Origin of the sequence: Sphingobacterium thermophilum (genome assembly GCF_039541675.1) — a bacterium.
GTDB classification, from domain to species: Bacteria; Bacteroidota; Bacteroidia; order Sphingobacteriales; family Sphingobacteriaceae; genus Sphingobacterium; species Sphingobacterium thermophilum.
The window spans coordinates 230,403-251,185 of the sequence record NZ_BAABGR010000035.1 but is presented as its reverse complement, the minus strand read 5'-3'; the positions used below and the strand labels follow the sequence as shown (position 1 = coordinate 251,185).

General features: G+C 40.8%; 25 protein-coding genes. 18 read left to right on the top strand and 7 right to left on the bottom strand.

What is annotated here, in order from left to right:
* The 18 genes from rplX (at window position 1) to rplQ (ending at window position 9,708) form a co-directional block, all read left to right on the top strand.
* Window positions 1–342, top strand: a complete 342-nt coding sequence (gene rplX, locus ABD873_RS11785) for a 50S ribosomal protein L24 (RefSeq protein ID WP_345068560.1) — start codon at window positions 1–3, stop codon at window positions 340–342.
* A complete protein-coding gene (gene rplE / locus ABD873_RS11780; RefSeq protein ID WP_345068559.1) occupies window positions 342–911 on the top strand; it encodes a 50S ribosomal protein L5 in 570 nt (189 codons plus the stop codon). The genes rplX and rplE overlap by 1 nt, the downstream gene beginning before the upstream one ends.
* A complete protein-coding gene (gene rpsN, locus ABD873_RS11775; protein WP_039054262.1) occupies window positions 904–1,173 on the top strand; it encodes a 30S ribosomal protein S14 in 270 nt (89 codons plus the stop codon). Before rplE ends, rpsN begins: the two co-directional genes overlap by 8 nt.
* A 146-nt stretch (window positions 1,174–1,319) precedes the next feature.
* A complete protein-coding gene (gene rpsH / locus ABD873_RS11770) occupies window positions 1,320–1,718 on the top strand; it encodes a 30S ribosomal protein S8 (protein ID WP_039054261.1) in 399 nt (132 codons plus the stop codon).
* Between the two features lie 23 nt (window positions 1,719–1,741).
* Complete coding sequence (gene rplF, locus ABD873_RS11765) at window positions 1,742–2,296, top strand: 50S ribosomal protein L6 (RefSeq protein ID WP_039054260.1); 555 nt, start codon at window positions 1,742–1,744, stop codon at window positions 2,294–2,296.
* A 5-nt stretch (window positions 2,297–2,301) separates the two neighbouring features.
* Complete coding sequence (rplR, locus tag ABD873_RS11760; protein ID WP_345068558.1) at window positions 2,302–2,655, top strand: 50S ribosomal protein L18; 354 nt, start codon at window positions 2,302–2,304, stop codon at window positions 2,653–2,655.
* 12 nt (window positions 2,656–2,667) lie between these two features.
* On the top strand, window positions 2,668–3,186 hold the full coding sequence (rpsE, locus tag ABD873_RS11755) for a 30S ribosomal protein S5 (protein ID WP_039054259.1): 519 nt from the start codon (window positions 2,668–2,670) through the stop codon (window positions 3,184–3,186).
* 5 nt (window positions 3,187–3,191) lie between these two features.
* The gene (gene rpmD / locus ABD873_RS11750; protein ID WP_345068556.1) at window positions 3,192–3,371 is read left to right on the top strand and encodes a 50S ribosomal protein L30; all 180 of its coding nucleotides are present in this window, start codon (window positions 3,192–3,194) and stop codon (window positions 3,369–3,371) included.
* Between the two features lie 125 nt (window positions 3,372–3,496).
* Complete coding sequence (gene rplO, locus ABD873_RS11745; RefSeq protein WP_039054257.1) at window positions 3,497–3,943, top strand: 50S ribosomal protein L15; 447 nt, start codon at window positions 3,497–3,499, stop codon at window positions 3,941–3,943.
* A 3-nt stretch (window positions 3,944–3,946) separates the two neighbouring features.
* Window positions 3,947–5,290: a preprotein translocase subunit SecY gene (secY, locus tag ABD873_RS11740; RefSeq protein ID WP_345068553.1), complete on the top strand. Its 1,344-nt coding sequence runs from the start codon at window positions 3,947–3,949 to the stop codon at window positions 5,288–5,290.
* 8 nt (window positions 5,291–5,298) lie between these two features.
* Window positions 5,299–6,081, top strand: a complete 783-nt coding sequence (map, locus tag ABD873_RS11735; protein WP_345068551.1) for a type I methionyl aminopeptidase — start codon at window positions 5,299–5,301, stop codon at window positions 6,079–6,081.
* 77 nt (window positions 6,082–6,158) lie between these two features.
* The gene (gene infA, locus ABD873_RS11730) at window positions 6,159–6,377 is read left to right on the top strand and encodes a translation initiation factor IF-1 (protein ID WP_079643278.1); all 219 of its coding nucleotides are present in this window, start codon (window positions 6,159–6,161) and stop codon (window positions 6,375–6,377) included.
* A gap of 38 nt (window positions 6,378–6,415) precedes the next feature.
* Window positions 6,416–6,532: a 50S ribosomal protein L36 gene (gene rpmJ / locus ABD873_RS11725; RefSeq protein WP_039054402.1), complete on the top strand. Its 117-nt coding sequence runs from the start codon at window positions 6,416–6,418 to the stop codon at window positions 6,530–6,532.
* A 28-nt stretch (window positions 6,533–6,560) separates the two neighbouring features.
* The gene (gene rpsM / locus ABD873_RS11720; protein ID WP_345068548.1) at window positions 6,561–6,938 is read left to right on the top strand and encodes a 30S ribosomal protein S13; all 378 of its coding nucleotides are present in this window, start codon (window positions 6,561–6,563) and stop codon (window positions 6,936–6,938) included.
* Between the two features lie 10 nt (window positions 6,939–6,948).
* The gene (rpsK, locus tag ABD873_RS11715; RefSeq protein ID WP_039054404.1) at window positions 6,949–7,338 is read left to right on the top strand and encodes a 30S ribosomal protein S11; all 390 of its coding nucleotides are present in this window, start codon (window positions 6,949–6,951) and stop codon (window positions 7,336–7,338) included.
* 67 nt (window positions 7,339–7,405) lie between these two features.
* Window positions 7,406–8,014 carry a 30S ribosomal protein S4 gene (gene rpsD / locus ABD873_RS11710; protein WP_039054405.1) on the top strand — a complete coding sequence of 203 codons (609 nt, stop codon included), beginning with the start codon at window positions 7,406–7,408 and terminating at the stop codon, window positions 8,012–8,014.
* Window positions 8,015–8,100: 86 nt separating this feature from the next.
* Window positions 8,101–9,093, top strand: coding sequence for a DNA-directed RNA polymerase subunit alpha (locus ABD873_RS11705; protein WP_345068543.1), 993 nt, complete (start codon window positions 8,101–8,103; stop codon window positions 9,091–9,093).
* Window positions 9,094–9,189: 96 nt separating this feature from the next.
* The gene (gene rplQ, locus ABD873_RS11700; protein WP_345068539.1) at window positions 9,190–9,708 is read left to right on the top strand and encodes a 50S ribosomal protein L17; all 519 of its coding nucleotides are present in this window, start codon (window positions 9,190–9,192) and stop codon (window positions 9,706–9,708) included.
* A gap of 70 nt (window positions 9,709–9,778) precedes the next feature.
* Here the strand turns inward: rplQ and ABD873_RS11695 are convergent, their stop codons facing one another.
* The 7 genes from ABD873_RS11695 to ABD873_RS11665 all read right to left on the bottom strand — a co-directional run bounded on the left by ABD873_RS11695 (window position 9,779) and on the right by ABD873_RS11665 (window position 20,715).
* Window positions 9,779–10,372, bottom strand: a complete 594-nt coding sequence (locus tag ABD873_RS11695; protein WP_345068537.1) for an RNA polymerase sigma factor — start codon at window positions 10,370–10,372, stop codon at window positions 9,779–9,781.
* A gap of 153 nt (window positions 10,373–10,525) precedes the next feature.
* Window positions 10,526–12,292, bottom strand: coding sequence for a DUF4091 domain-containing protein (locus ABD873_RS11690; RefSeq protein ID WP_345068535.1), 1,767 nt, complete (start codon window positions 12,290–12,292; stop codon window positions 10,526–10,528).
* Window positions 12,293–12,354: 62 nt separating this feature from the next.
* Window positions 12,355–13,179, bottom strand: a complete 825-nt coding sequence (locus tag ABD873_RS11685; protein ID WP_345068533.1) for an endonuclease/exonuclease/phosphatase family protein — start codon at window positions 13,177–13,179, stop codon at window positions 12,355–12,357.
* A gap of 72 nt (window positions 13,180–13,251) precedes the next feature.
* Window positions 13,252–14,277 (bottom strand): BT_3987 domain-containing protein, encoded by a 1,026-nt coding sequence (locus tag ABD873_RS11680; RefSeq protein WP_345068530.1) that lies wholly within the window; start codon window positions 14,275–14,277, stop codon window positions 13,252–13,254.
* Between the two features lie 15 nt (window positions 14,278–14,292).
* The gene (locus ABD873_RS11675; protein WP_345068522.1) at window positions 14,293–16,158 is read right to left on the bottom strand and encodes a RagB/SusD family nutrient uptake outer membrane protein; all 1,866 of its coding nucleotides are present in this window, start codon (window positions 16,156–16,158) and stop codon (window positions 14,293–14,295) included.
* An 11-nt stretch (window positions 16,159–16,169) separates the two neighbouring features.
* A complete protein-coding gene (locus ABD873_RS11670; RefSeq protein ID WP_345068520.1) occupies window positions 16,170–19,493 on the bottom strand; it encodes a SusC/RagA family TonB-linked outer membrane protein in 3,324 nt (1,107 codons plus the stop codon).
* 178 nt (window positions 19,494–19,671) lie between these two features.
* Window positions 19,672–20,715 carry a FecR family protein gene (locus tag ABD873_RS11665; RefSeq protein WP_345068518.1) on the bottom strand — a complete coding sequence of 348 codons (1,044 nt, stop codon included), beginning with the start codon at window positions 20,713–20,715 and terminating at the stop codon, window positions 19,672–19,674.
* Between the last annotated feature and the right edge of the window lie 68 nt (window positions 20,716–20,783).

Genomic DNA, 20,783 nt, shown 5'->3' with positions numbered 1-20,783 from the left:
ATGGCACAGAAAACTAAAAAAACGCACAAACTAAAAATCAAAAAAGGTGATTTAGTGAAAGTTATCGCCGGTAACTCTAAAGGTGTCCAAGGAAAAGTATTAGAGGTTTTGGTGGAAGCCAACAGAGCTATCGTAGAAGGCGCTAACAAAGTTAAAAAGCACACTAAACCAACCGCAGCAAATCCTCAAGGTGGTATTATCGAGAAAGAAGCTGCTATCCACATCTCAAACTTAGCTTTAATAGATCCTAAAACAGGGGTTCCTACCCGCGTTGGTCGCAAAGTTAATGCAGATGGCAAAATTGTTCGTTACGCTAAAAAATCAGGGGAGGAAATTAAATAATGACTTACGTACCAAGATTAAAAGCGAAATATGCGGAAGAAATCCGTGTGTCGCTTAAAGAGAAATTCCAGTATAAAAGCGTTATGCAAGTTCCGAAACTTGAGAAAATAGTTGTATCGCAAGGTATCGGTGCTGCTACAGCAGATAAAAAATTAATCGATAATGCTATCGCTGAGTTAACCTTGATTACGGGTCAACAAGCTGTTGCGACTAAATCTAAAAAGGATATCTCTAACTTCAAACTTCGTAAAGGAATGCCTATCGGTGCTCGTGTAACATTACGCGACAACCATATGTACGAATTTTTAGACCGTTTGATTTCTGTGTCTTTGCCACGTATCCGTGACTTCCGCGGTATCAGCGACAAAGGTTTCGACGGAAGAGGTAACTACAACTTAGGTATCACTGAGCAAATTATCTTCCCAGAGATCAACATTGACAAAATCAACAAGATCGCTGGTATGGATATTACCTTTGTAACTTCAGCTACAAACGATATCGAAGCATTGGAGTTATTAAAACAATTCGGTTTACCATTCAAAAATCAAAATTCGAACAACAATGGCTAAAGAAGGAGTAAAAGCACGCGAAATCAAACGTCAGAAGTTGGTAGCTAAATATGCAGCTAAGCGTGCAGCTTTGAAAGCAGCTGGAGATTACGCAGCTTTAGATAAATTACCTAAGAATGCTTCTCCGGTTCGTTTACACAATCGTTGTAAATTAACTGGTCGTCCAAAAGGATATATGCGTCAATTTGGTATCTCACGTGTTACCTTCCGTGAGATGGCATTAGATGGTAAGATCCCAGGAGTAAAAAAAGCTTCTTGGTAATCTCGAAAAAATATTTATTTTTGCCCGGATAAGTCTGAAATAGGACTTATCAGGGTTTTTGCATTGCAATTATTTGTTAAACAGACAATAGGTCTCAGCTCTAGGTTGAGCAGGGAAACCGTTGTCATAAATCAGTATAAAGTAAAATGAATACAGATCCAATCGCGGATTACCTTACACGAGTAAGGAATGCCATTAAGGCCAACCACAGGGTTGTTGAAATTCCTGCATCGAACCTTAAAAAAGAAATTACAAAAGTTCTTTTTGACAAAGGTTACATTGCTAATTACAAATTCATTGAAGAAGGGCCTCAAGGTTCTATCAAAATCGCTTTGAAGTACCATCCAATTAGCAAAGTACCGGCTATTCGCACTTTGACACGTGTGAGTAAACCTGGTTTAAGAAAGTATGCAAGTGTTGAAAACATGCCTCGCGTTTTGAACGGCTTGGGCATCGCTATCTTGTCTACCTCTAAAGGAGTGATGACAGATAAGGAAGCTCGTCTGCAAAACGTAGGTGGTGAGGTTTTATGTTACGTTTATTAATCTAGGAAAAAAAACACGGAAAAATGTCAAGAATTGGAAAAGCGCCTATCGCTATTCCTGCGGGAGTAACGGTAACTGTATCAGACAAGAATCTGGTAACAGTAAAAGGCCCTAAAGGTGAATTAACTCAAAAAGTAGATAGCGACATTACGGTATCCACCGAAGACGGTAAAATTATCGTATCTCGCCCTACTGATCAAAAGAAACACAAAGCTTTACACGGTTTGTACCGTGCGCTAATCAACAATATGGTGATTGGTGTAACTGAAGGTTACAAAACTACACAAGAGTTAGTCGGTGTAGGTTACCGTGCATCAAACACTGGTAATACATTGGAACTGACATTAGGTTTCTCTCACCAGATTGTTTTTGTATTGCCAAAGGAAATTAAAGTAACAACAACTGCTGAAAAAGGTAAAAACCCTACAATCACGCTTGAGTCTATCGACAAGCAATTACTTGGTCAGGTAGCAGCGAAAATCCGCAGCTTCCGTAAGCCAGAGCCTTACAAAGGTAAAGGTATCAAGTTCGAGGGTGAAGTATTAAGAAGAAAAGCAGGTAAATCAGCTAAAAAATAATAACCATGGCAGGAAGTAAAACATCTCGCAGAGAGCGAATCAAATTAGGAATAAGAAAAAGACTTGCTGGTACAACTGAGCGTCCTCGTTTATCAGTATTTAGATCTAATAAAGGTATCTATGCGCAGATCATCGACGATACTACAGGCAAAACTTTAGTTTCTGCTTCAAGCATGTCGAAAGATTTCACCGCATCAGGTACTAAAGTAGAACAATCTAAAGCTGTAGGTAAATTAGTAGCTGAGAAAGCATTAGCAGCAGGTATTAATAAAGTAGTTTTTGACCGTAATGGGTACTTATACCATGGCCGTGTAAAATCATTGGCGGAAGGTGCTCGCGAAGGCGGTTTAGACTTTTAATCAATAGAAAGAATGGCATTAAGCAATATTAAAAGAGTAAAATCAAGCGAAATTGAATTAAAAGATCGCTTAGTTAGCATCCAACGTGTAGCTAAGGTGACTAAAGGTGGTCGTACTTTTAGTTTTTCAGCTATCGTAGTAGTTGGTGATGAAAACGGTATCGTTGGTTATGGCTTAGGTAAAGCTAAAGAGGTTACTGAAGCTATCACTAAAGGTATTGATGATGCTAAAAAGAATTTGGTGAAAGTTCCTATCATCAATGGAACAGTTCCACACGAAGCATACGGTAAATTCTCAGGTGGTTCTGTATTGATCAAGCCAGCTGTAGACGGTACTGGGGTATTGGCAGGTGGTGCAATGCGTGCCGTACTGGAATCAGCCGGTATCAAAGACGTATTGGCAAAATCTTTAGGATCATCAAACCCACACAACGTAGTGAAAGCAACTATTGCAGCATTGACTAGCATGCGCGATGCATACACAGTAGCTCAACACCGCGGTGTCGATTTAAATAAAGTATTTAACGGTTAATTATCATGGCAAAGATTAGAATTACCCAGATAAAGAGCGTTATCGACAGAAGCGAACGCCAAAAGAAAACTATTGAGGCTTTAGGATTGAAAAGAATCAACCACTCAGTAGAAGTAGAAGCTACTCCAGCTATCATCGGAATGGTGCGCAAAGTGAACCATTTAGTTGCTGTGGAAGCTATCTAATGAAAAAATAATCGTATGGAAAGGATATTTTATTCTTTCCATTAGTTATTTATTTATAAATTTATTGTTTAACGTTGTTTCCTGTTTAGTGAGAGCGAAGGAGCAACATAATTTAGGTTAATAAGATGAACTTAAGTAATTTAAAACCAGCTGTTGGTTCAACAAAAAGCAGAAAACGTATTGGTCGTGGTCAAGGTTCTGGTCGTGGCGGCACATCTACACGTGGTCATAAAGGTGCTGGTTCACGTTCAGGTCACTCTACTAAAATCGGTTTCGAAGGTGGTCAAATGCCTTTGCAGCGTCGTGTACCAAAATTCGGTTTCAAAAACTTCAACCGTGTTGAGTACAATGGTGTAAACTTAGACGTTATCCAAGGTTTAGTAGATAAATATAACTTGACAGTTATAGATTTCGATACTTTAAGAGAGCATGGTCTTGTATCTAAAAATGATCTTGTGAAAATCTTAGGTCGTGGTGAGTTGAAAGCTAAAGTTGAAGTTAAAGCGCATGCATTCTCAGCGTCTGCTCAAAAAGCAATTGAAGCTGCAGGTGGTTCTATCGTAAAACTTTAATACATGAAAAAACTAATCACAACCTTAACCAATATATGGAAGATTGAAGACTTACGTAATCGTATTTTAAATACCTTACTATTTCTTCTTATTTATCGTTTTGGATGTCACGTGGTTCTTCCAGGTGTAAATCCTGAAGCTTTGGCAAGTGCCGGAGAGAAAGAAGGGCTTCTGGGCATGATCAACATGTTCTCCGGAGGTTCATTCTCCCGTTCGGCAATCTTTGCTCTTGGTGTAATGCCTTACATCTCGGCTTCTATCGTTGTACAATTATTGGGGATAGCCGTTCCTGCGTTTCAGAAAATGCAAAGAGAAGGAGAATCTGGTCGTAAAAAACTTAATCAGATTACCCGTTATCTTACAGTAGCTATCACATTGGTTCAGGCTATAGCGTACGTGAAAACTCAGATTGATGACAGCGCGAAAACTATATCTGATCCGATGTTCACTATTTTAAGTGCTATTGTGTTGACTGCAGGAACCTTGTTTGTGATGTGGTTGGGTGAAAAAATTACCGATAAAGGTATAGGTAATGGTATCTCTTTGATTATCATGGTGGGTATCATTGCTCAGTTGCCGGGAGGTATTATAGCTGAATGGGGATCGCGTATGAGTCCAAGCGGTGGAGGTATCATTCCATTCATTGTGGAGTTCATAGCTTTGTTCTTTGTTGTGATTTTTACGATACTAATCGTACAAGGCGTGCGCAAAGTTCCTGTACAATATGCTAAGAAGATTGTTGGTAACAAACAGATTGGAGGTGTGCGTCAGTACATTCCGTTGAAGGTCAATGCAGCAGGTGTAATGCCTATTATTTTTGCTCAGGCTATCATGTTCTTACCAATGTCTTTGGCGCAATTTGTACCTAGCTTTCAAAACTCTGACTTCTTGAGATCGTTGACAGATTTTACTTCGATACCGTATAATGTCACCTTTGCTATTTTAATCATAGCGTTTACATTCTTCTATACGGCTATCATGGTCAACCCTCAACAGATGGCAGAGGATATGAAGAAAAATGGTGGCTTCATACCAGGTATCAAACCGGGATACGAGACTAACTTATTCATCGATAATGTTATTTCTCGCATTACGTTTCCGGGAGCTATTTTCATAGCTGTGATCGCTATATTGCCTTCAATAGCGAGTGCATTAGGTGTAAATAATACATTTGCACATTTTTACGGCGGTACTTCGTTGTTGATTTTGGTAGGTGTAGTGTTGGATACGCTTCAGCAGATCGAATCACATTTATTAATGCGTCACTATGACGGTTTGATGAAAACCGGACGTGTTAAAGGCCGTTCGGCTGTTGGGGTAGAAGGGTATGATCAATCAGCAATTTAATTCTTTAGATGTCTAAAGTAATTTTAAAAACAGAAGAACAAATCGAGCAAATTCGAGAGTCAGCAAAAGTACTCTCGAATTTACTCGTTGAAGTTGCCAAGGTAATCAAACCTGGTATTACTACATTGTCGTTGGACAAATTAGCTTATGAATTTATTCACGACCATGGTGGTACACCGGCGTTTCTGAATTACCAAGGTTTTCCATACTCTTTATGTATATCCGTTAATGATCAGGTGGTGCATGGTTTTCCGAGTGAGTATGTGATTAAAGACGGAGACTTGGTGTCGGTAGATGGTGGGGTGAACCTTAATGGCTTTATTTCTGATTCTGCCTATACATTCGGAGTAGGAGAAATTTCTAAAGAGGCGCAATTACTATTAGACGTTACAAAAGCTTCTTTGCAGAAGGGGCTTGAACAAGCTGTAGCTGGAAAGCGAGTGGGAGATATCTCATCTGCAATTCAAGAGTATATCCGCCCGTACAATTTCGGAATCGTACGCGAGCTGGTTGGTCATGGTGTAGGCTTACACCTCCATGAAAAGCCGGAAGTTCCGAATTACGGAAAAAGAGGTTCCGGACCTAAGTTGGAACCGGGCTTGGTAATCTGTATAGAACCTATGATTAATGCCGGCAAGGCCGGGGTTAAATTCTGGGATGACGGCTGGACAGTGAGTACAATAGATGGAAAATTGTCTGCCCATTTTGAGCAAATGGTTGCCATTCGCAAGGGATCTCCGGACGTGCTATTGAATTTTGACGAGATCGAGAAAGTTTTGAATAAAAAGTAGTTGGTTTTCAATATTTTTTGTTTATCTTTGCACTCCTGTTAAGTGCAGGTTGTTAAAACGTTAATAAAGATTGATATATGGCTAAACAGGCCTCTATAGAACAAGACGGAGTAATCAAAGAAGCATTGTCTAATGCTATGTTTCGGGTAGAACTGGAGAATGGGCATGAGATTATTGCACATATTTCCGGTAAGATGCGTATGCATTATATCAAAATTTTACCAGGAGACAAAGTGAAATTAGAGATGTCGCCTTATGATTTAACAAAAGGTAGAATAACTTATCGTTATAAATAAGACAATGCTCTAATCAGAGCTTTTAACAATTTATTACAATGAAAGTAAAAGCATCAGTAAAAAAACGTAGTGCGGATTGCAAAGTGATCCGTCGTAAAGGAAAAGTTTTTGTGATCAACAAAAAGAACCCTAAGTTCAAACAACGTCAGGGATAATTAGTTAACAAATCGCTTAAAGAATTATATGGCAAGGATAGCAGGTATAGATTTACCTAAAAACAAAAGAGGTGTTATTGGCCTAACGTACATTTTTGGTATCGGTCGTGCCACAGCTGCTTACATCTTGGATAAAGCAGGAATCAGTCATGACGTTAAAGTTTCAGAATGGAACGATGAGCAATTAACAGCCATTCGTACTATCATCAACGATGAGATCAAAGTAGAAGGTGCTTTACGCTCAGAAATCCAATTGAATATCAAGCGTTTGATGGATATCGGTTGTTACCGTGGATTGCGTCACCGTAAACACTTACCAGTTCGTGGTCAACGTACTAAAAACAACTCTCGTACGCGTAAAGGTAAACGTAAGACAGTTGCAAACAAGAAGAAAGCTACTAAATAACAAGTAAACAATGGCTAAAAGTAAAAAAGTTACTAAAAAACGTATCGTTGTTGTTGAGCCTGTTGGTCAAGCTCATATCAATGCTACTTTTAACAACATTATTATTACTTTAACGAATAACTCAGGTCAGACTATTTCATGGTCTTCAGCTGGTAAAATGGGCTTCAGAGGTTCTAAAAAGAACACTCCATATGCAGCAAGCCAAGCAGCGTCAGACTGTGGTAAAGTTGCTTACGACTTAGGTTTACGTAAAGTTGAAGTATTCGTTAAAGGTCCAGGTGCTGGTCGCGAGATGGCAATCCGTACTTTACAACAAGTAGGTATTGATGTAACAGCTATTAAGGATATTACACCACTTCCTCACAACGGTTGTCGTCCTCCAAAACGTAGAAGAGTTTAATAATAATTATTGTTTAAGATAAGATTCGTCAGTTACAGGCTGATAGATACTTAAAACAGAGAAAGAAATGGCAAGATATACAGGACCAAAGTCCAAAGTTGCACGTAAGTTCAGAGAGCCAATTTTCGGCCCAGATAAAGCGTTAGAGAAAAAGAATTATCCTCCAGGCCAACACGGTCCATCGAAAAGAAGAGGTAAACAGTCTGAATACGCTATTCAGTTGTTAGAAAAGCAAAAAGCGAAATACACTTACGGTGTATTAGAGCGTCAGTTTGCTAACTTGTTTGCTAAAGCTTCAGCAAAAGAAGGTATTACGGGTGAGAACTTCTTAAAATTATTGGAAGCTCGCTTAGATAACGTAGTATTCCGTTTAGGTATTGCACCTACACGTGCTGCAGCTCGTCAATTAGTTTCACATAAGCACATTACTGTTAACGGCGAAGTTGTTAACATTCCATCATATAGTGTTCGTCCAGGTGATGTAATTGCTGTACGTGAGCGTTCACAATCTCTAGAGGTTATCGCTAACTCGGTTGCAGGTAGAGCAATCAACAAATACAGCTGGCTAGAGTGGGACGCTAAAAACCTTACTGGTAAATTCGTAAATTATCCAGAAAGAGCAGAGATCCCTGAGAATATCAAAGAAAACTTAATCGTAGAGTTGTACTCTAAATAATAATTAATAGCGATATGCATAATCTTCAGAAGGTTATGCATATGCTATTAAGATTACATTGTTGAAAAAAATATAAAAGAATATAAATGGCAATTTTAGCATTTCAAAGACCGGATAAAGTTATCATGCAAAAATCTACGGATTTTGATGGTACTTTCGAATTTCGTCCATTAGAGCCAGGTTTTGGTGTAACGATTGGTAATGCTTTGCGCCGTATTTTATTGTCCTCACTTGAAGGATATGCAATTACGTCGGTAAGATTTTCGGGCGTATCTCATGAATTTTCTACCATCAAAGGAGTCGTAGAGGATGTAACTGAAATCATCTTAAATTTGAAACAAGTACGTTTCAAAAAAACAGGTGAGCAGGGGGATAACGAGAAAATCTTTGTAGTTATCAATGGTCAAGAGCAGTTCAAAGCTGGTGATATCACTAAGTTTTCAAACAACTTTACAGTTTTGAATCCTGACTTGGTAATCTGTAACATGGAACCTACAGTTACACTAGAGGTTGAATTGTCAGTTGCTAAGGGTCGTGGATATGTAAATGCGGAAGAGAACAAAGTAGCTGATGGTCCTGTAGGTTTGATCGCTATAGATTCTATCTACACTCCGATTAAGAATGTAAAATATACCATTGAAAACTATCGTGTAGAGCAAAAAACTGACTATGAAAAGTTAGTATTGGATATCTCTACAGATGGTTCTATTCACCCTGAAGATGCTTTGAAAGAAGCGGCTCGTATCCTGATCCAACACTTCATGTTATTCTCCGATGAAAACATGTTGTTAGAGTCTCAAACTAAAGAAGAGACTAAGGAAGTGGATGAAGAAATCTTACATATGCGTAAGATTTTGAAAACAGAGCTAGTAGATTTGGATTTATCCGTTCGTGCTTTGAACTGTTTAAAAGCTGCTGATATTCGTACTCTTGCTGAGTTAGTAACATATGATGTAGCAGACATGCTGAAATTCCGTAACTTCGGTAAGAAATCGCTTAGCGAGATCCAAGAGTTAGTTAAATCGAAAGGTTTATCATTCGGAATGAACTTGTCTAAATACAGACTTGACGAAGATTAATAAGTAAACTAAAAATTATATTTAGCGACCTGTTGCATAATTCCTCTGAACGCTTAAGGCTAGTAAGAACGGTATGCACAAAAAACAAAAACTAAAATGAGACACGGAAAAAAAGTAAATCACTTAGGCCGCACTGACAGTCACCGTAAGGCGATGTTAGCTAACATGGCGACTTCATTGATCAAACACAAACGTATTACTACTACTTTAGCTAAAGCTAAAGCTTTACGTCAATACGTTGAGCCATTGATTACTAAATCTAAAAACGATACGACTCACTCTCGTCGTACAGTTTTCTCTTACTTAAAAGACAAAGAAGCGGTATCTATTTTGTTCCGCGAAATTTCTGAAAAAGTAGCTAATCGTCCAGGTGGTTACACTCGTATCATCAAATTGGAAAACCGTCTTGGTGACAACGCTGAGATGGCATTCATCGAGTTAGTTGACTACAACGAAGTTTACGGTAAAACTGCTAAAACTGAGAAAAAAGCGACACGTCGTCGTGGTGGTAAGAAAAAAGCAGCAGCTGAAGCAGCTACTGAAGAGGTAAAAGCTGAAGCACCTGCAGCTACAGAAGAAGCAGCTCCTGCTACTGAAGAGAAAAAAGAAGATTAAGGATTTTGATTTTCTAAGATAAAAAGCCTATCGAAAGATAGGCTTTTTTGTTTAAAGATTTGCTATATATTTAAAAGGCTAATAGGCTAAGAATAATGATGCCTAAGGCAATGTCATGCTCTTTGACCAGATAAGTGCGTATGGTTTTCATTGCCAATGACATGTGTTCTTTCACCGTGTTGGGTGATATGTCCAGTCTTTCAGCTATTTCTTGATAGCTCAGGCCTTCTTCTCGGGACAGTTTGAAAATCTTTTGGCGCTGTGGCGGTAACTGCATTATCGCCAAGCGGTATATCTTTTCGTATTCGAGGTTGGCCAGACAATCTTCCCCTTCCACCACATAACTTTCTGTTTTGCTCTTTTGGATTTCCTCTTCAATGCTTAATTTCCTGAGGCGCTCCCTATAATATTTGTAGATTTCATTTCTCGTAATCCGAAAGAGGTAATTTTCAACTTTATGGTATACGGAGATGCGTTCTTTAGCGTTCCAGAGATTGAGGAATGAATCATGGATGATATCGTCTATCGTGTTACTATCAGAAACATACTTTCTGATATAGTTGTACATGAGCCTATTATTTTTGTTGTATATTTCCATAAAGGCTTCATGACATCCTTCTCTCAGCTTATGATTGATTGTATAATAGACTTTAGTAGCATCCATAATTTTATCTGGCTATGCTATCAAAATTCTAATTTCAAGATTAACTTAAAATTAAAACATGATTAGGTTTATTCATAGGTCGTTATTCCAAATATACTTTTTATAGCAATATTTTTCAAGTCCTTTTATATTATATATATGCAAATTAATATTTTATATGATATCGGAAATTTCATTTACAAGGGCTTTCGCTTTGTTTAGATTTTCCAGCCAATGATCGTCTCTAAAGTTTTTACGTAGCGGTACCAGTGCAGCTTCTATTTTACGTATCAGGTCGTTTCTTCCTTTGTTTTTGAGTTTTTGCTGAAGAATTTTGACCTTTTCGAAACTTTGAATTCCTTCTACCAGTCTTTCGTAACGTACGGAAGTTCGTGCTTGAGGATAGACGATGTAGGTATCTCCTGCGGGCCAGGTGCGGAATCGCGAATCTTCCAGTGGATTTTCTACCCATGAGTTGAAAGCCCAGCGGAGCATACCGTCATATCCGGTTGCTAGAGTATACCATCCCAGATAGGCGGATTCTGCTGGAGAGGAGAATGTAAACTGGTTAGGGAAGCTGTCGCTACAGCAGATATAGAAAGTGGTGTTGAGACCTTTGGAGCGACGTTGCACGATATCTATAGAATCTATAGGATTTCTAATGGCTGTACTCACATCCTTACTATTAGGATACTGTTTGAAGGTCTTGTGGTTATCGGCGTAGGCTACTCCAAGTTTGGGTGCAACTCTAGAGATAAGATCGAAGGCAGCAGCTAACTCTTCTTTTCGCCGTTCGTCCAGTGCGATATTGGTAATTTCCAGCCAACCTTTCTGTTTGAGGTGTCGGCTGAAATCTTTCAGGAACGGAGTCCACAGCTCTTCGAAGATTGCTGTTCCCGGCTTAGCCACAACATTGATAATACTGTTGGTTGTTTCGTCATGGTAGTGAATTTCGTTGTTCCATGGTACGATGGAATAGCAGTTGATCATTTTTTTCACTCCCAAGTCCATCATTAATGATACCCATTTGTCGAAAGCGGTATAATCGTACTCCCATGAGCCGTCCCTTTTCTTGGTCCAGATAATCATATCGGCATAGGGGTCAAAGGTCTGAACATGCCATGGATCTTTGTTTAATGTGGCAGTGATGACTTTTTGTCCTGCTTTGGCCAATAATTCCATTTGTGGTTTCAGAGCTTCGAAATGTTCGTCGCTCCACATTTTAAGGTTGTTGACCCGTGCGACGGCACTAGGGTGCTGCCATTGGTCTAGGTGAAATGACCATTGGGCTGCTGGGGGCAGCGTATGGTTTTGTACTTTAACAGTCAAGGGGAGGGTACCCACCACCTTGTTGCCGGTTCTAATATTTAACGTTAAGGTATATTTGTCTGCCTTTATCGAGGCCGGGATATCTACAGTAATCCATACGGGTCTTACGGAGTATGCAGGGATATCTATATGCTTCAGGTCGTCCAGCATATCGGCAGAAAGATGTGCTGGATAGTCTGTAGGGGTTCTTTTACCACAGCCTGTACCAAATTCGTCGGTAAGGACATATCTCAGAAATCTAGCCGAGGTATTTGCTGCCAAAAGTTGGTTGGAACTTTTTTCATTTTTGACCTCAATGCTGACACTCTTTATATTTTCTTTGGTCCATAGAAGGATTTGGGCTGACACTTTCTCGCCTTTCCAGCCTGTTACGTTATGTGTTAAGGATTTTTGTAATGCAGGAATGACAGACTTGGGATAACGTTGGTCTATAGAAGCATAGCTGAAATGTAAGCCTGTATTAATTTTTTTCCAGGCGTTGGTGTCTGCCGGTTCCGGATCCGGTCTTTCTTCAAACTGCTGGCCAATGAGCCAAGCTCTGTCTTGGGCTTGTGAGAAAGATTGAGAGGCAAATAAGGTTAAAGCCAGTAAGGAATAACTCAGAAATTTCATTATGATATATGTTGGTTGATTTTAGGTTTATCTAAATGGTTAATAAAAATAACTTTTATTTTTTAAAAGTTCAATTTAAAAGTTGCAATGACCGGAAAATGGTCGGACTCTTTATTTGCCCAAGTATACACCGTATAGTATGTAGGTGTAAAGGCATTTAAAGGAGCGTAAATCAAATAGTCGATAGTACGGTCGGGATTGGTAGTAGAGAAGGTATACTGACTGCAGTTCCCATTGAGACAACCGTAGGTGAAAAAGGTGCGCAGTATGTTCATGGGGTTAGAAGCAGGCAAAGCGTTGAAGTCCGCTCCCACAATCATCGGTTTATTGAACGTTTTAGCCATTGCGACGAAATCATTGGCCTGTTTTATACGGTTACGTTCATCGCTGAGGTGGTCGAAATGGGTGCTTATAAAATAAAACTCTTTGCCTTCCTTTTCGACTAGGATGCGAGCTACTGACCTTCTTTCTCCTCCCAATGTAGGGTCTACCTCCAAGTTGAAAGATTGCTTTTCTTTTATTGGAAGTCGGCTAAGTACGGCATCTCCGTATTCTCCTCCCGAGACGTTGATAGCCTTGGCAAAGTGATAGTCCATGCCTGTAAGTTCAGCTAATTTTTTAGCGATGTCTCCGTTTTTACTGTTGCGAGTTGTATTTTTATCTACTTCTTGGAGTGCCACAAGATCTGGCTTTGCACGGTTAATAACATCAGCTATCATCTGTAAATCCGGAATGCCACCGCTTCTCGCTCCAAAAATATTGTATGTCATCGCGGAAACTGAGAGGGTTTCTGCTGGCGGTGGAACAGGGGATGAATCCGAGTTCTCTTCGTTTTTCGAACAACCCATTAAGAAAATCATCAAGCCATAGACTAGTAGTTTTTTCATATCGCATATATTAAAAACTCTTTCTATGGCTAGCCATAGAAAGAATTAGGTTAAGGAATCTAGTAGGAGGTTTTAAAATGGATATAGTTCTGCAATAGCTGTCGTATCACCTGTTGGGCTAGTACTTCCTAATACAGTCACTCTCACATATCTTCCACTTACTGTTTCTTCAAAATACATTGTACCTTCAGGATTAATCTGATCTACCGGTATTAGGGTAAACACTCCTACGGAAGTCCAGTTATTATTGTCGGAACTAACTTCTATGTGCACGGTTTTAGGAAAGAGGTAGGTTTGAGAGCTTCCTCCCGGCAGAGTTTTTCTTCCGAACAGCTGGATACCGTGTAGTTCTTTGTTTTCCTTCATATCTACAGTAACATGGTGAGGATGTGCTGGGCGTACGCCATTTACCCGCGTATATTGAGACAGCCAGCAGGTGTTAACATCATCGTCTATACAAAATCGAGCTCTTCCGCCCACGGCATTGTCGTTATTGTCCGAAGAGTAGTCCACGATTTCCCACCCTGTCTTGTCGTAAGGTGTATAAGGGTTAGATTCATAAAAGCCGCTTACCTGAATATAGGCTGTTCCTAAGCCATTAGCGATGGGGATGTTCGGCGTAACATTGGTGATAGAAATAGGTATCAGATATGTTCTTGTTCCACCCAATTTGAGTGGGTTTACTTTGAGCTGTACTGAGTTGCTACCACTAAGGCCGGGAAGGATTTCTACAGTCCCTCCGTCGAAGGTATAGCTTCCAGAAGGAGGCAAAGTGTAGTTAGTATTATTTGCGGTGTTGTATTCTTCCAGTTTAGAAGGATCCACGCTGAGCTGTACGGTGATTTTCTGATCTGGCTTTACAAGGCCTCCGTATCCGGCTCCTAGGGGGATGCTGTGCCATGTGTCTTCTATAGGGAAGCTCTTGCTGAGTGTTCCATTGCTAGCTGCTTGCATAAATATTTTGGAATAGGACTCAGCATCCGGAATATCGTATTTCGGTTCGCTACAAGCTTGTATGATGAGGGTGATTCCGACTATAAAGCTGTATAATCGGGCAAAAGCTATAACTTTATTTATATTGTTAATGATTGTTTTCATGGGTTTTAGTGTTTATTACCAACCAGGATTTTGCACTAGATTCGGGTTTCTCTGCACTTCTGTTTGTGGAATAGGAAAGAAGTAGAAGCTCTTTCTGAATACGCGGGTTTCAAAGCGTGTTCTTTTGAAGAAGTTAGGATCCGTATTTGATGTTCCTGCTTCTACATTCATCCCATAGAAAGGCCCTCCGTCTGTCTGTTCTGCAATTTTCCAGCGGCGTGTATCGAAGTAGCGCAAATGTTCAAATGCCAATTCAATACGTCTTTCTGTACGGATAAACTGACGCATCTGTTCTTGGGTATAGCTGCCTGCAAGGGGAGGAATTCCTCCTCTTTCGCGTACTTGGTTCAAGTATTTCAAGATGTCGGGATGTCCTGGAGAAGCTTCGTTCAATGCTTCGACGTAGTTGAGCAAAATTTCTGCATAGCGCATCATGACGTGTGCACGGTTAGCTGTGGTCACATTAGGATGATATGTTGGCGACACGTTTTTGCGGAAGAGATATCCTGTTTCGGAATAGTCGTGAGAACCTGCTTTTCCTGATTCTCCGGTGTAGTAGAGCTGGATTTCGCGTATCCCTAGGGTTGAAGTTTCGTTAATCCAGTCGCTGCCGCTATATGTTACGGTAGCATAAAATCGTGGTTCACGACGAACGTACATATTGAATGTTGTTTTCTCTCTAGAAGAGCTAACGGCCTTGTATTGGGAGAATCCGGTTTCAGAGTAACCACTTTCTGGATTGATAATAGGGGAACCGTCAGCTAAATAACCAGTAATGGGAACTGAACCATCTTCCATTCGGTACGCGTCTATGAGTTGTTGCGTAGGACCTAAGGAAGCGTAGCCGTTAGCTAATCTAGGAGTGCAAGATCTTTGATAGGACGCTATGTTGTTTGTGTTTCTTCCAAGAATCCATTCAATGTTCCATACATCTAGGAACAAGTCTCGGTATGATAGGAAAGCATTTAATGTTCCATTGGTATTATATTTTTTGTATAAGCCCAGTTTTCCTGAGGACTCGGCATAGTCTATTAATTTTTTTGCGGCCGCGGCTGCACGTTCCCACTTGGTGGCATCGTAGGTGGTGTTCATTAGCGGCTTTCCGTCTTTGTTTTTGAAGTCAACATAATCTTTGTTGCCATTGTAGAGAGGGCTAGCGGCATACAGCAAAAGCCTGCTGCGCATGGCCATGCACAACACCTTGCTGGCTCTGCCCATATCGCTTTCCAACACTTGATCACCATAGTAGTGGTCTATGTCTAGGTCGGCTTCTGCCTGGTCTAGTTCGCTGAGAATGTAATCGACACATTCGTCATATGAACTCCTAGCGAGTTGCATCTTAGGGTCAGTCATCGGCAAGTCGGGACTTATTTCTTCGTCACCTATGATGATTACCGGGCCGTATTGTTTTAACAATTCCATATAGAAGAAAGCTCTCAGGAAGCGTGCTTCTGCCTTACGGCGTTTGATGAAGTTGGGGCCTTCTCTTTCTTCTAAAATCTGCTTGTTACCATCTATGTTGTTTATAAATGTGGTAGCGGTACGTATGCCTTTATAATAGTGGTCCCAAAAGTTCCAGTAATTGGAAGAGGCATTCCAGTTACCTAGGTTGACACGATAAGGGTTGTTGCGCTGTGAAACGTCACAATCGTCGGAAATTACATCCCAAGGGGTGTCATTAGTACGGTGTGTCTCATCGCGTATGTAGTTGTAGGTTGCAGCAAGCCAGTTTTCCGATAGATCTTTACGGTTGAACACCTCGTTGAGGTCTAACCTGTCGTCAGGAACTTGGTCTAGGAAATCTTTATTGCAGGCTGACGCGGTGAATAGCACTCCTGCAACCAAAACGTATTTCAATATCTTTATATATTTATTTTCCATAGTTTTTTTCGCTAAAAGTTAATGTTCATACCAATAGAATAAGTTTTAAGGTTAGGGTATCTGGTACCGCGACCGTCACCCAATTCCACATCCCAAAACTTGAAAGGACTCCAGGTCAGGATGTTGTATCCTGATAAGAATATACTTGCATTGGTAAGGTGTATGCTATTCACGAAGCGTTTTGGCAGCTGATAAGATAGCTGTATGTCTTTCAAGCGTAAGTATCTTCCGTTTTTCATCCACCATGTGCTAGGATTGTAGTTACCGTTTGGAGAACCATCCGAAAGGCGAGGGTAGAAAGCATCCTGACGAGGGTTGTCTTCCGTCCATCTATCTTCAATGTTGCTGAGAAGATTACCACGGCTTAGCGATACCGAGAAAGGATATACACCTTCTCCACTTAGCAGGATGTCTACGTTGCCTACACCTTGGAACAAGGAGGTGAGGCTGAAGCTCTTGTAGGAGAATGAAAGCCCGAAGCCGTATACCAATTCCGGGATAGTACCATATCCCATAGGCATCTTGTCAAAGTCGTCGATTTTACCATCCCCATTGATATCTTGGAATTTAATATCGCCTGGTCGTACCAGTCCTGGATGTAGAGGACCGTTGTCTATGTCGTCTTGTGATTCAAACAACCCTAAGGCCACATATCCCCAGCGCTGGCTTACTTTCTTTCCTTTGGCATCCAGCCAAGGATATAGAGGAGTAGGTTGGTCGTTTTCTACGACTTTATTGCGGTTGAAGGTGATGTTTCCTAACAGCTGGAAAGAGAAATCATTGAACTTCTTGCTCCAAGTGATGGATCCGTCAAACCCTTGGTTGTCGATGATTCCGAGGTTGCCGGAAGGGGCGGACTGTAGACCAACATAGGAAGGCACGTTACCTCTACGTAAGAAGATACCCTCTCTACGTTCTTTGAACAAGTCGAACTGGAAGTTTAGCTCGTTGTTGACTGTCTGAATATCGAGGCCTAAGTTGCTTTTTATAGAAGTTTCCCAGGTTACATCCACCCCATATTCACCGATGTTGTAGCCACCTAAAGATTTAGGGTTTTTGCCAAAGCTATAGCCTGTTACGCTGTTAATGGTTGAGATGTACGCGAACCGTAGTTCCTCACTGGAAATCTGTATCTTACTGCTTCCTACTTTACCATGTGAAAATCGAATTTTAGCTAGTGTTATCTTATCTTTGAGGCTGTCGAAGAAAGGCTCTTCCGAAAGCACCCAGCTTACTCCGAAGGAAGGGAAGAATCCGAAGCGGTGATCAGGAGCAAAGTTTTCCGAACCGTTGTATCCGAAGTTTGCTTCTCCGAAGTACTTGTTGTTGTAATTGTATGTTACCCTTCCTGAAAGTCCCATATAGCGGTAAGGAAGAGAAGTAATTAAGGTTGATGCCTGAGAGTTGAGGAGGTCACTCTTGTTGAAGAGTAACATGGCAGAGGTGTTGTGTTTGCCGAAAGAGCGGTTATAGTTTAAGGCACCTTCAAGGTAGATGGTACGCTCTCCAGAGCTATTTCGGGAGAAAGAGAGGAAACGCTCACCCTGATAAGTCTGTTCGTACTGCATTTCGCCGTTAGCGTCACGGCCGATGGCAAGGAAGGAGTCTGGTCTTTTTGTTCTTCTCATAGAGGTGTAGTTGTACACGTCGAAGGAGAACATAGCAGTTGCCGAAAGGCCTTGCGTAATGAAAGGAAGCTCTTGTGTTGCACGTAAGTTGGAAAACAGTTGATTGCGCCATTGGTTGGCATATCCTGTCTGTGTAAGGTGTGCATAAGGGTTTACCAGAGAGCCTGCCCTTTGGTCCGGAATAGTTCCGTTTTCAAAGACAATAGGATGTATTACGGGGGTTACCATCCATGCGTTTTCGAAGATGGTAGCCTGTCCCGATCCTGGATAGTTGGCATTTGCCAGATAGCCTTGCACGCCCAGTTCTACTTTTGTGGTAGTACTTGGCTTAACCGTTAGGTTGGATGTCAGGTTATAACGTTTATATCCTACCTGATAATTGTAGTTTACGGTTTCATCAGTTTTATAAAGTCCCACTTCATCGAAGTAACTGACACCGACATAGTAGGTTGAAAGATCAGAGCCTCCGTTGATATTGAGGTTTCCACGACGTTGTCTTCCGAAGTCATTGAATAGTGCTGACATCCAATCCACATTAGGATATAGATAAGGGTCTTCACCGGACATAGTTTTTTGGATGCGATCTTCACTATACATAGGTGCTGCTCCTCTGTTTGTCAAGGCTTCGTTAGACATCCGCATATAGGTGATACCGTCTGCAAATTTTGGAAGGGTGGTGAATTGTGTTACCCCTTCATAATAGCGGAAGTTGAACTTAGGCTTTCCTGATGTCCCTGATTTTGTTTTTATGATGACCACGCCGTTGGCACCGCGGACTCCGTAGACTGCTGTTGCGGCAGCATCTTTCAGCACGGTGAAGCTTTCTATATCTTCGGGATCTACGTTGGCCATTTTACGTGGGGTTCCATCTACGAGCACGAGAGGTTCACTCAACCCTTGGCTGAAGGTTGAAATTCCACGAATCCACACGCTGGCGTCATCAAAGCCAGGCTCTCCCGTACGTTGTACGGACACTACGCCGGCGATTCTACCACCGAGGACGTTGGTAAGGTTTGCTGCCGGCACCTGAAGGTCTTTTCCGCTGATGCTAGACTGTGCTCCCACTAAGCTTACCTTTTTCTGTGTTCCGAAGCCTACGATGACCACCTCATCCAGCCCTGCTTCTGTAGGTGTCATGACAATATCGAGTTGTATAGGAGAGGTGACAGAAACCTCTTGATCGCGATATCCTACGCTTTTGAATACTAGCACGGTAGGTGTAGGCACTGCCAAGATAAACTTACCGTTGATATCAGAGATGGTTCCCATACTAGGTTTATCTTTTACAGTGATAGACACACCGGCCATAGGTTGACCTTTCTCATCCACAATACTTCCTATTATCTGCGTTTGCGCTGTGGCAGATGATGGACCCGTGTTTGTGGAAGTGTTTTTTTGCACAAGACGGACAAAGTCGTGTTTGACTTCATAGGTCATGTTGGTCTGTGATAGGATATCCTGTAAAATTTCTTTTATAGGTTTTTGAGCTTTGTAGTTGATTTTATTTTTTAACTGACGGTTGGTGTTGCTGTAGGCTAGAGGTACGTTGTATTTACTTTGCAGCTGCACCAAAGCCTCTTCAACCGTCACATTAGAGAAGTTGACCGTAGCTATTTGGTTTAGTTCTTTCTGTCCATAACTCTCATTGCTGGCGAGTACTATGCATGTTGTCAGGACAAAATACCAAATCATAAACGATATACGCATAATTTGTCTGTACTTAATATGAGCAATACATTGTCTATTTTTTTGCATATTTGCATTGTAATTAATAAGGTTTAAAACTTTGTTAATTATCGGATATCAAGAAGTTTCTCAGGCCCTTGATATCTAGGAACTGCGGCCAGACTTGCCTAGCGAGTCTGGCTATTTTATGAAAGGTATTTTATTTGGTTCTCATCTCCCATACGTTTTTTTGTTTATTGAACTTCACTTTTGCATTGGCTAATTCACCAAGTGTATAGATAACTTGTTCTTTGGTTTTGCCTTTGAAGGTTATGGTGATTTTCACGTCTTCAAGACTTTTATCGATGACTATGGAGTCGCCGAAATTTCTATGAGCACTTTTGATTACATTTTTCAAAGGTTCGTTGAAATAGACAAGCTCGTTATTGATCCATAGAAGCTGGTCATGTTTTTGTTTAAGCCAATTTTTGTTTTCGTCTAAGTAGGCAATATCACCAGCTTTTAGCTCTATGGCGCGTGACTCTATGATATGGAGCAATGTGTATTCTGTACGGTTGACGAAATGGTTTATAAGCTCTTTTTCACTAATGTGGGCTTCTATAACATAGGATTGAACTACGCCGGAGCGCACTTCAATATTGGCATTGATGTCGGTATTGATATTGAAGCTAGTGCCTACGACCTTGGTAGTATACTGTGGAGCAATCACGAAAAAGGGGCGTTGCTTGTCCGGTTTTACATCAAAGAAACCTTCTCCTTGTATTTTTACGATTCTGAAATTTTTGGGCTGCCATTGAGGATAGGTAAGCGTACTGTTGCCGTTGAGCAGGACAGTCGTGCTGTCCGGCAGTGTCACTTTCTTTCTAATCCCATGGGGTGTGGTAACCGTAATCCACTCTTCAATGTTTTTGTTTTCGCTACGGTATTGAAAGAGGTAATACGTTGTCATAAGCAACACAATCAGGCAGGCCACTAGGGCTATAATGTTTTTGTGAGACCGAACCGCTGACTTATGAGGATGTATAGAATTCAGCAGACGTTGGCGTGTGTTCTCTGCATTCGTATATTCCGGATACTGATTTATATGTTGTTGAATATGTTCAAAGTCGGTCTTAAACTCTTCCAATAAGACTTTTGAGGCCGTAGGATCGGTGAAGTATGTTTTAAGGGTTTCAAGCTCCGACGGACTTATGGTATTGGAATTAAGTTTGGATAGTAAGTTTTTAATTTGGTTATGGTTCATAATGGTTGTCTTTCATTCATAATATGCAGAAAGACAAGGTTGGTAGGGGTGTAAAAAGAAAATATTTT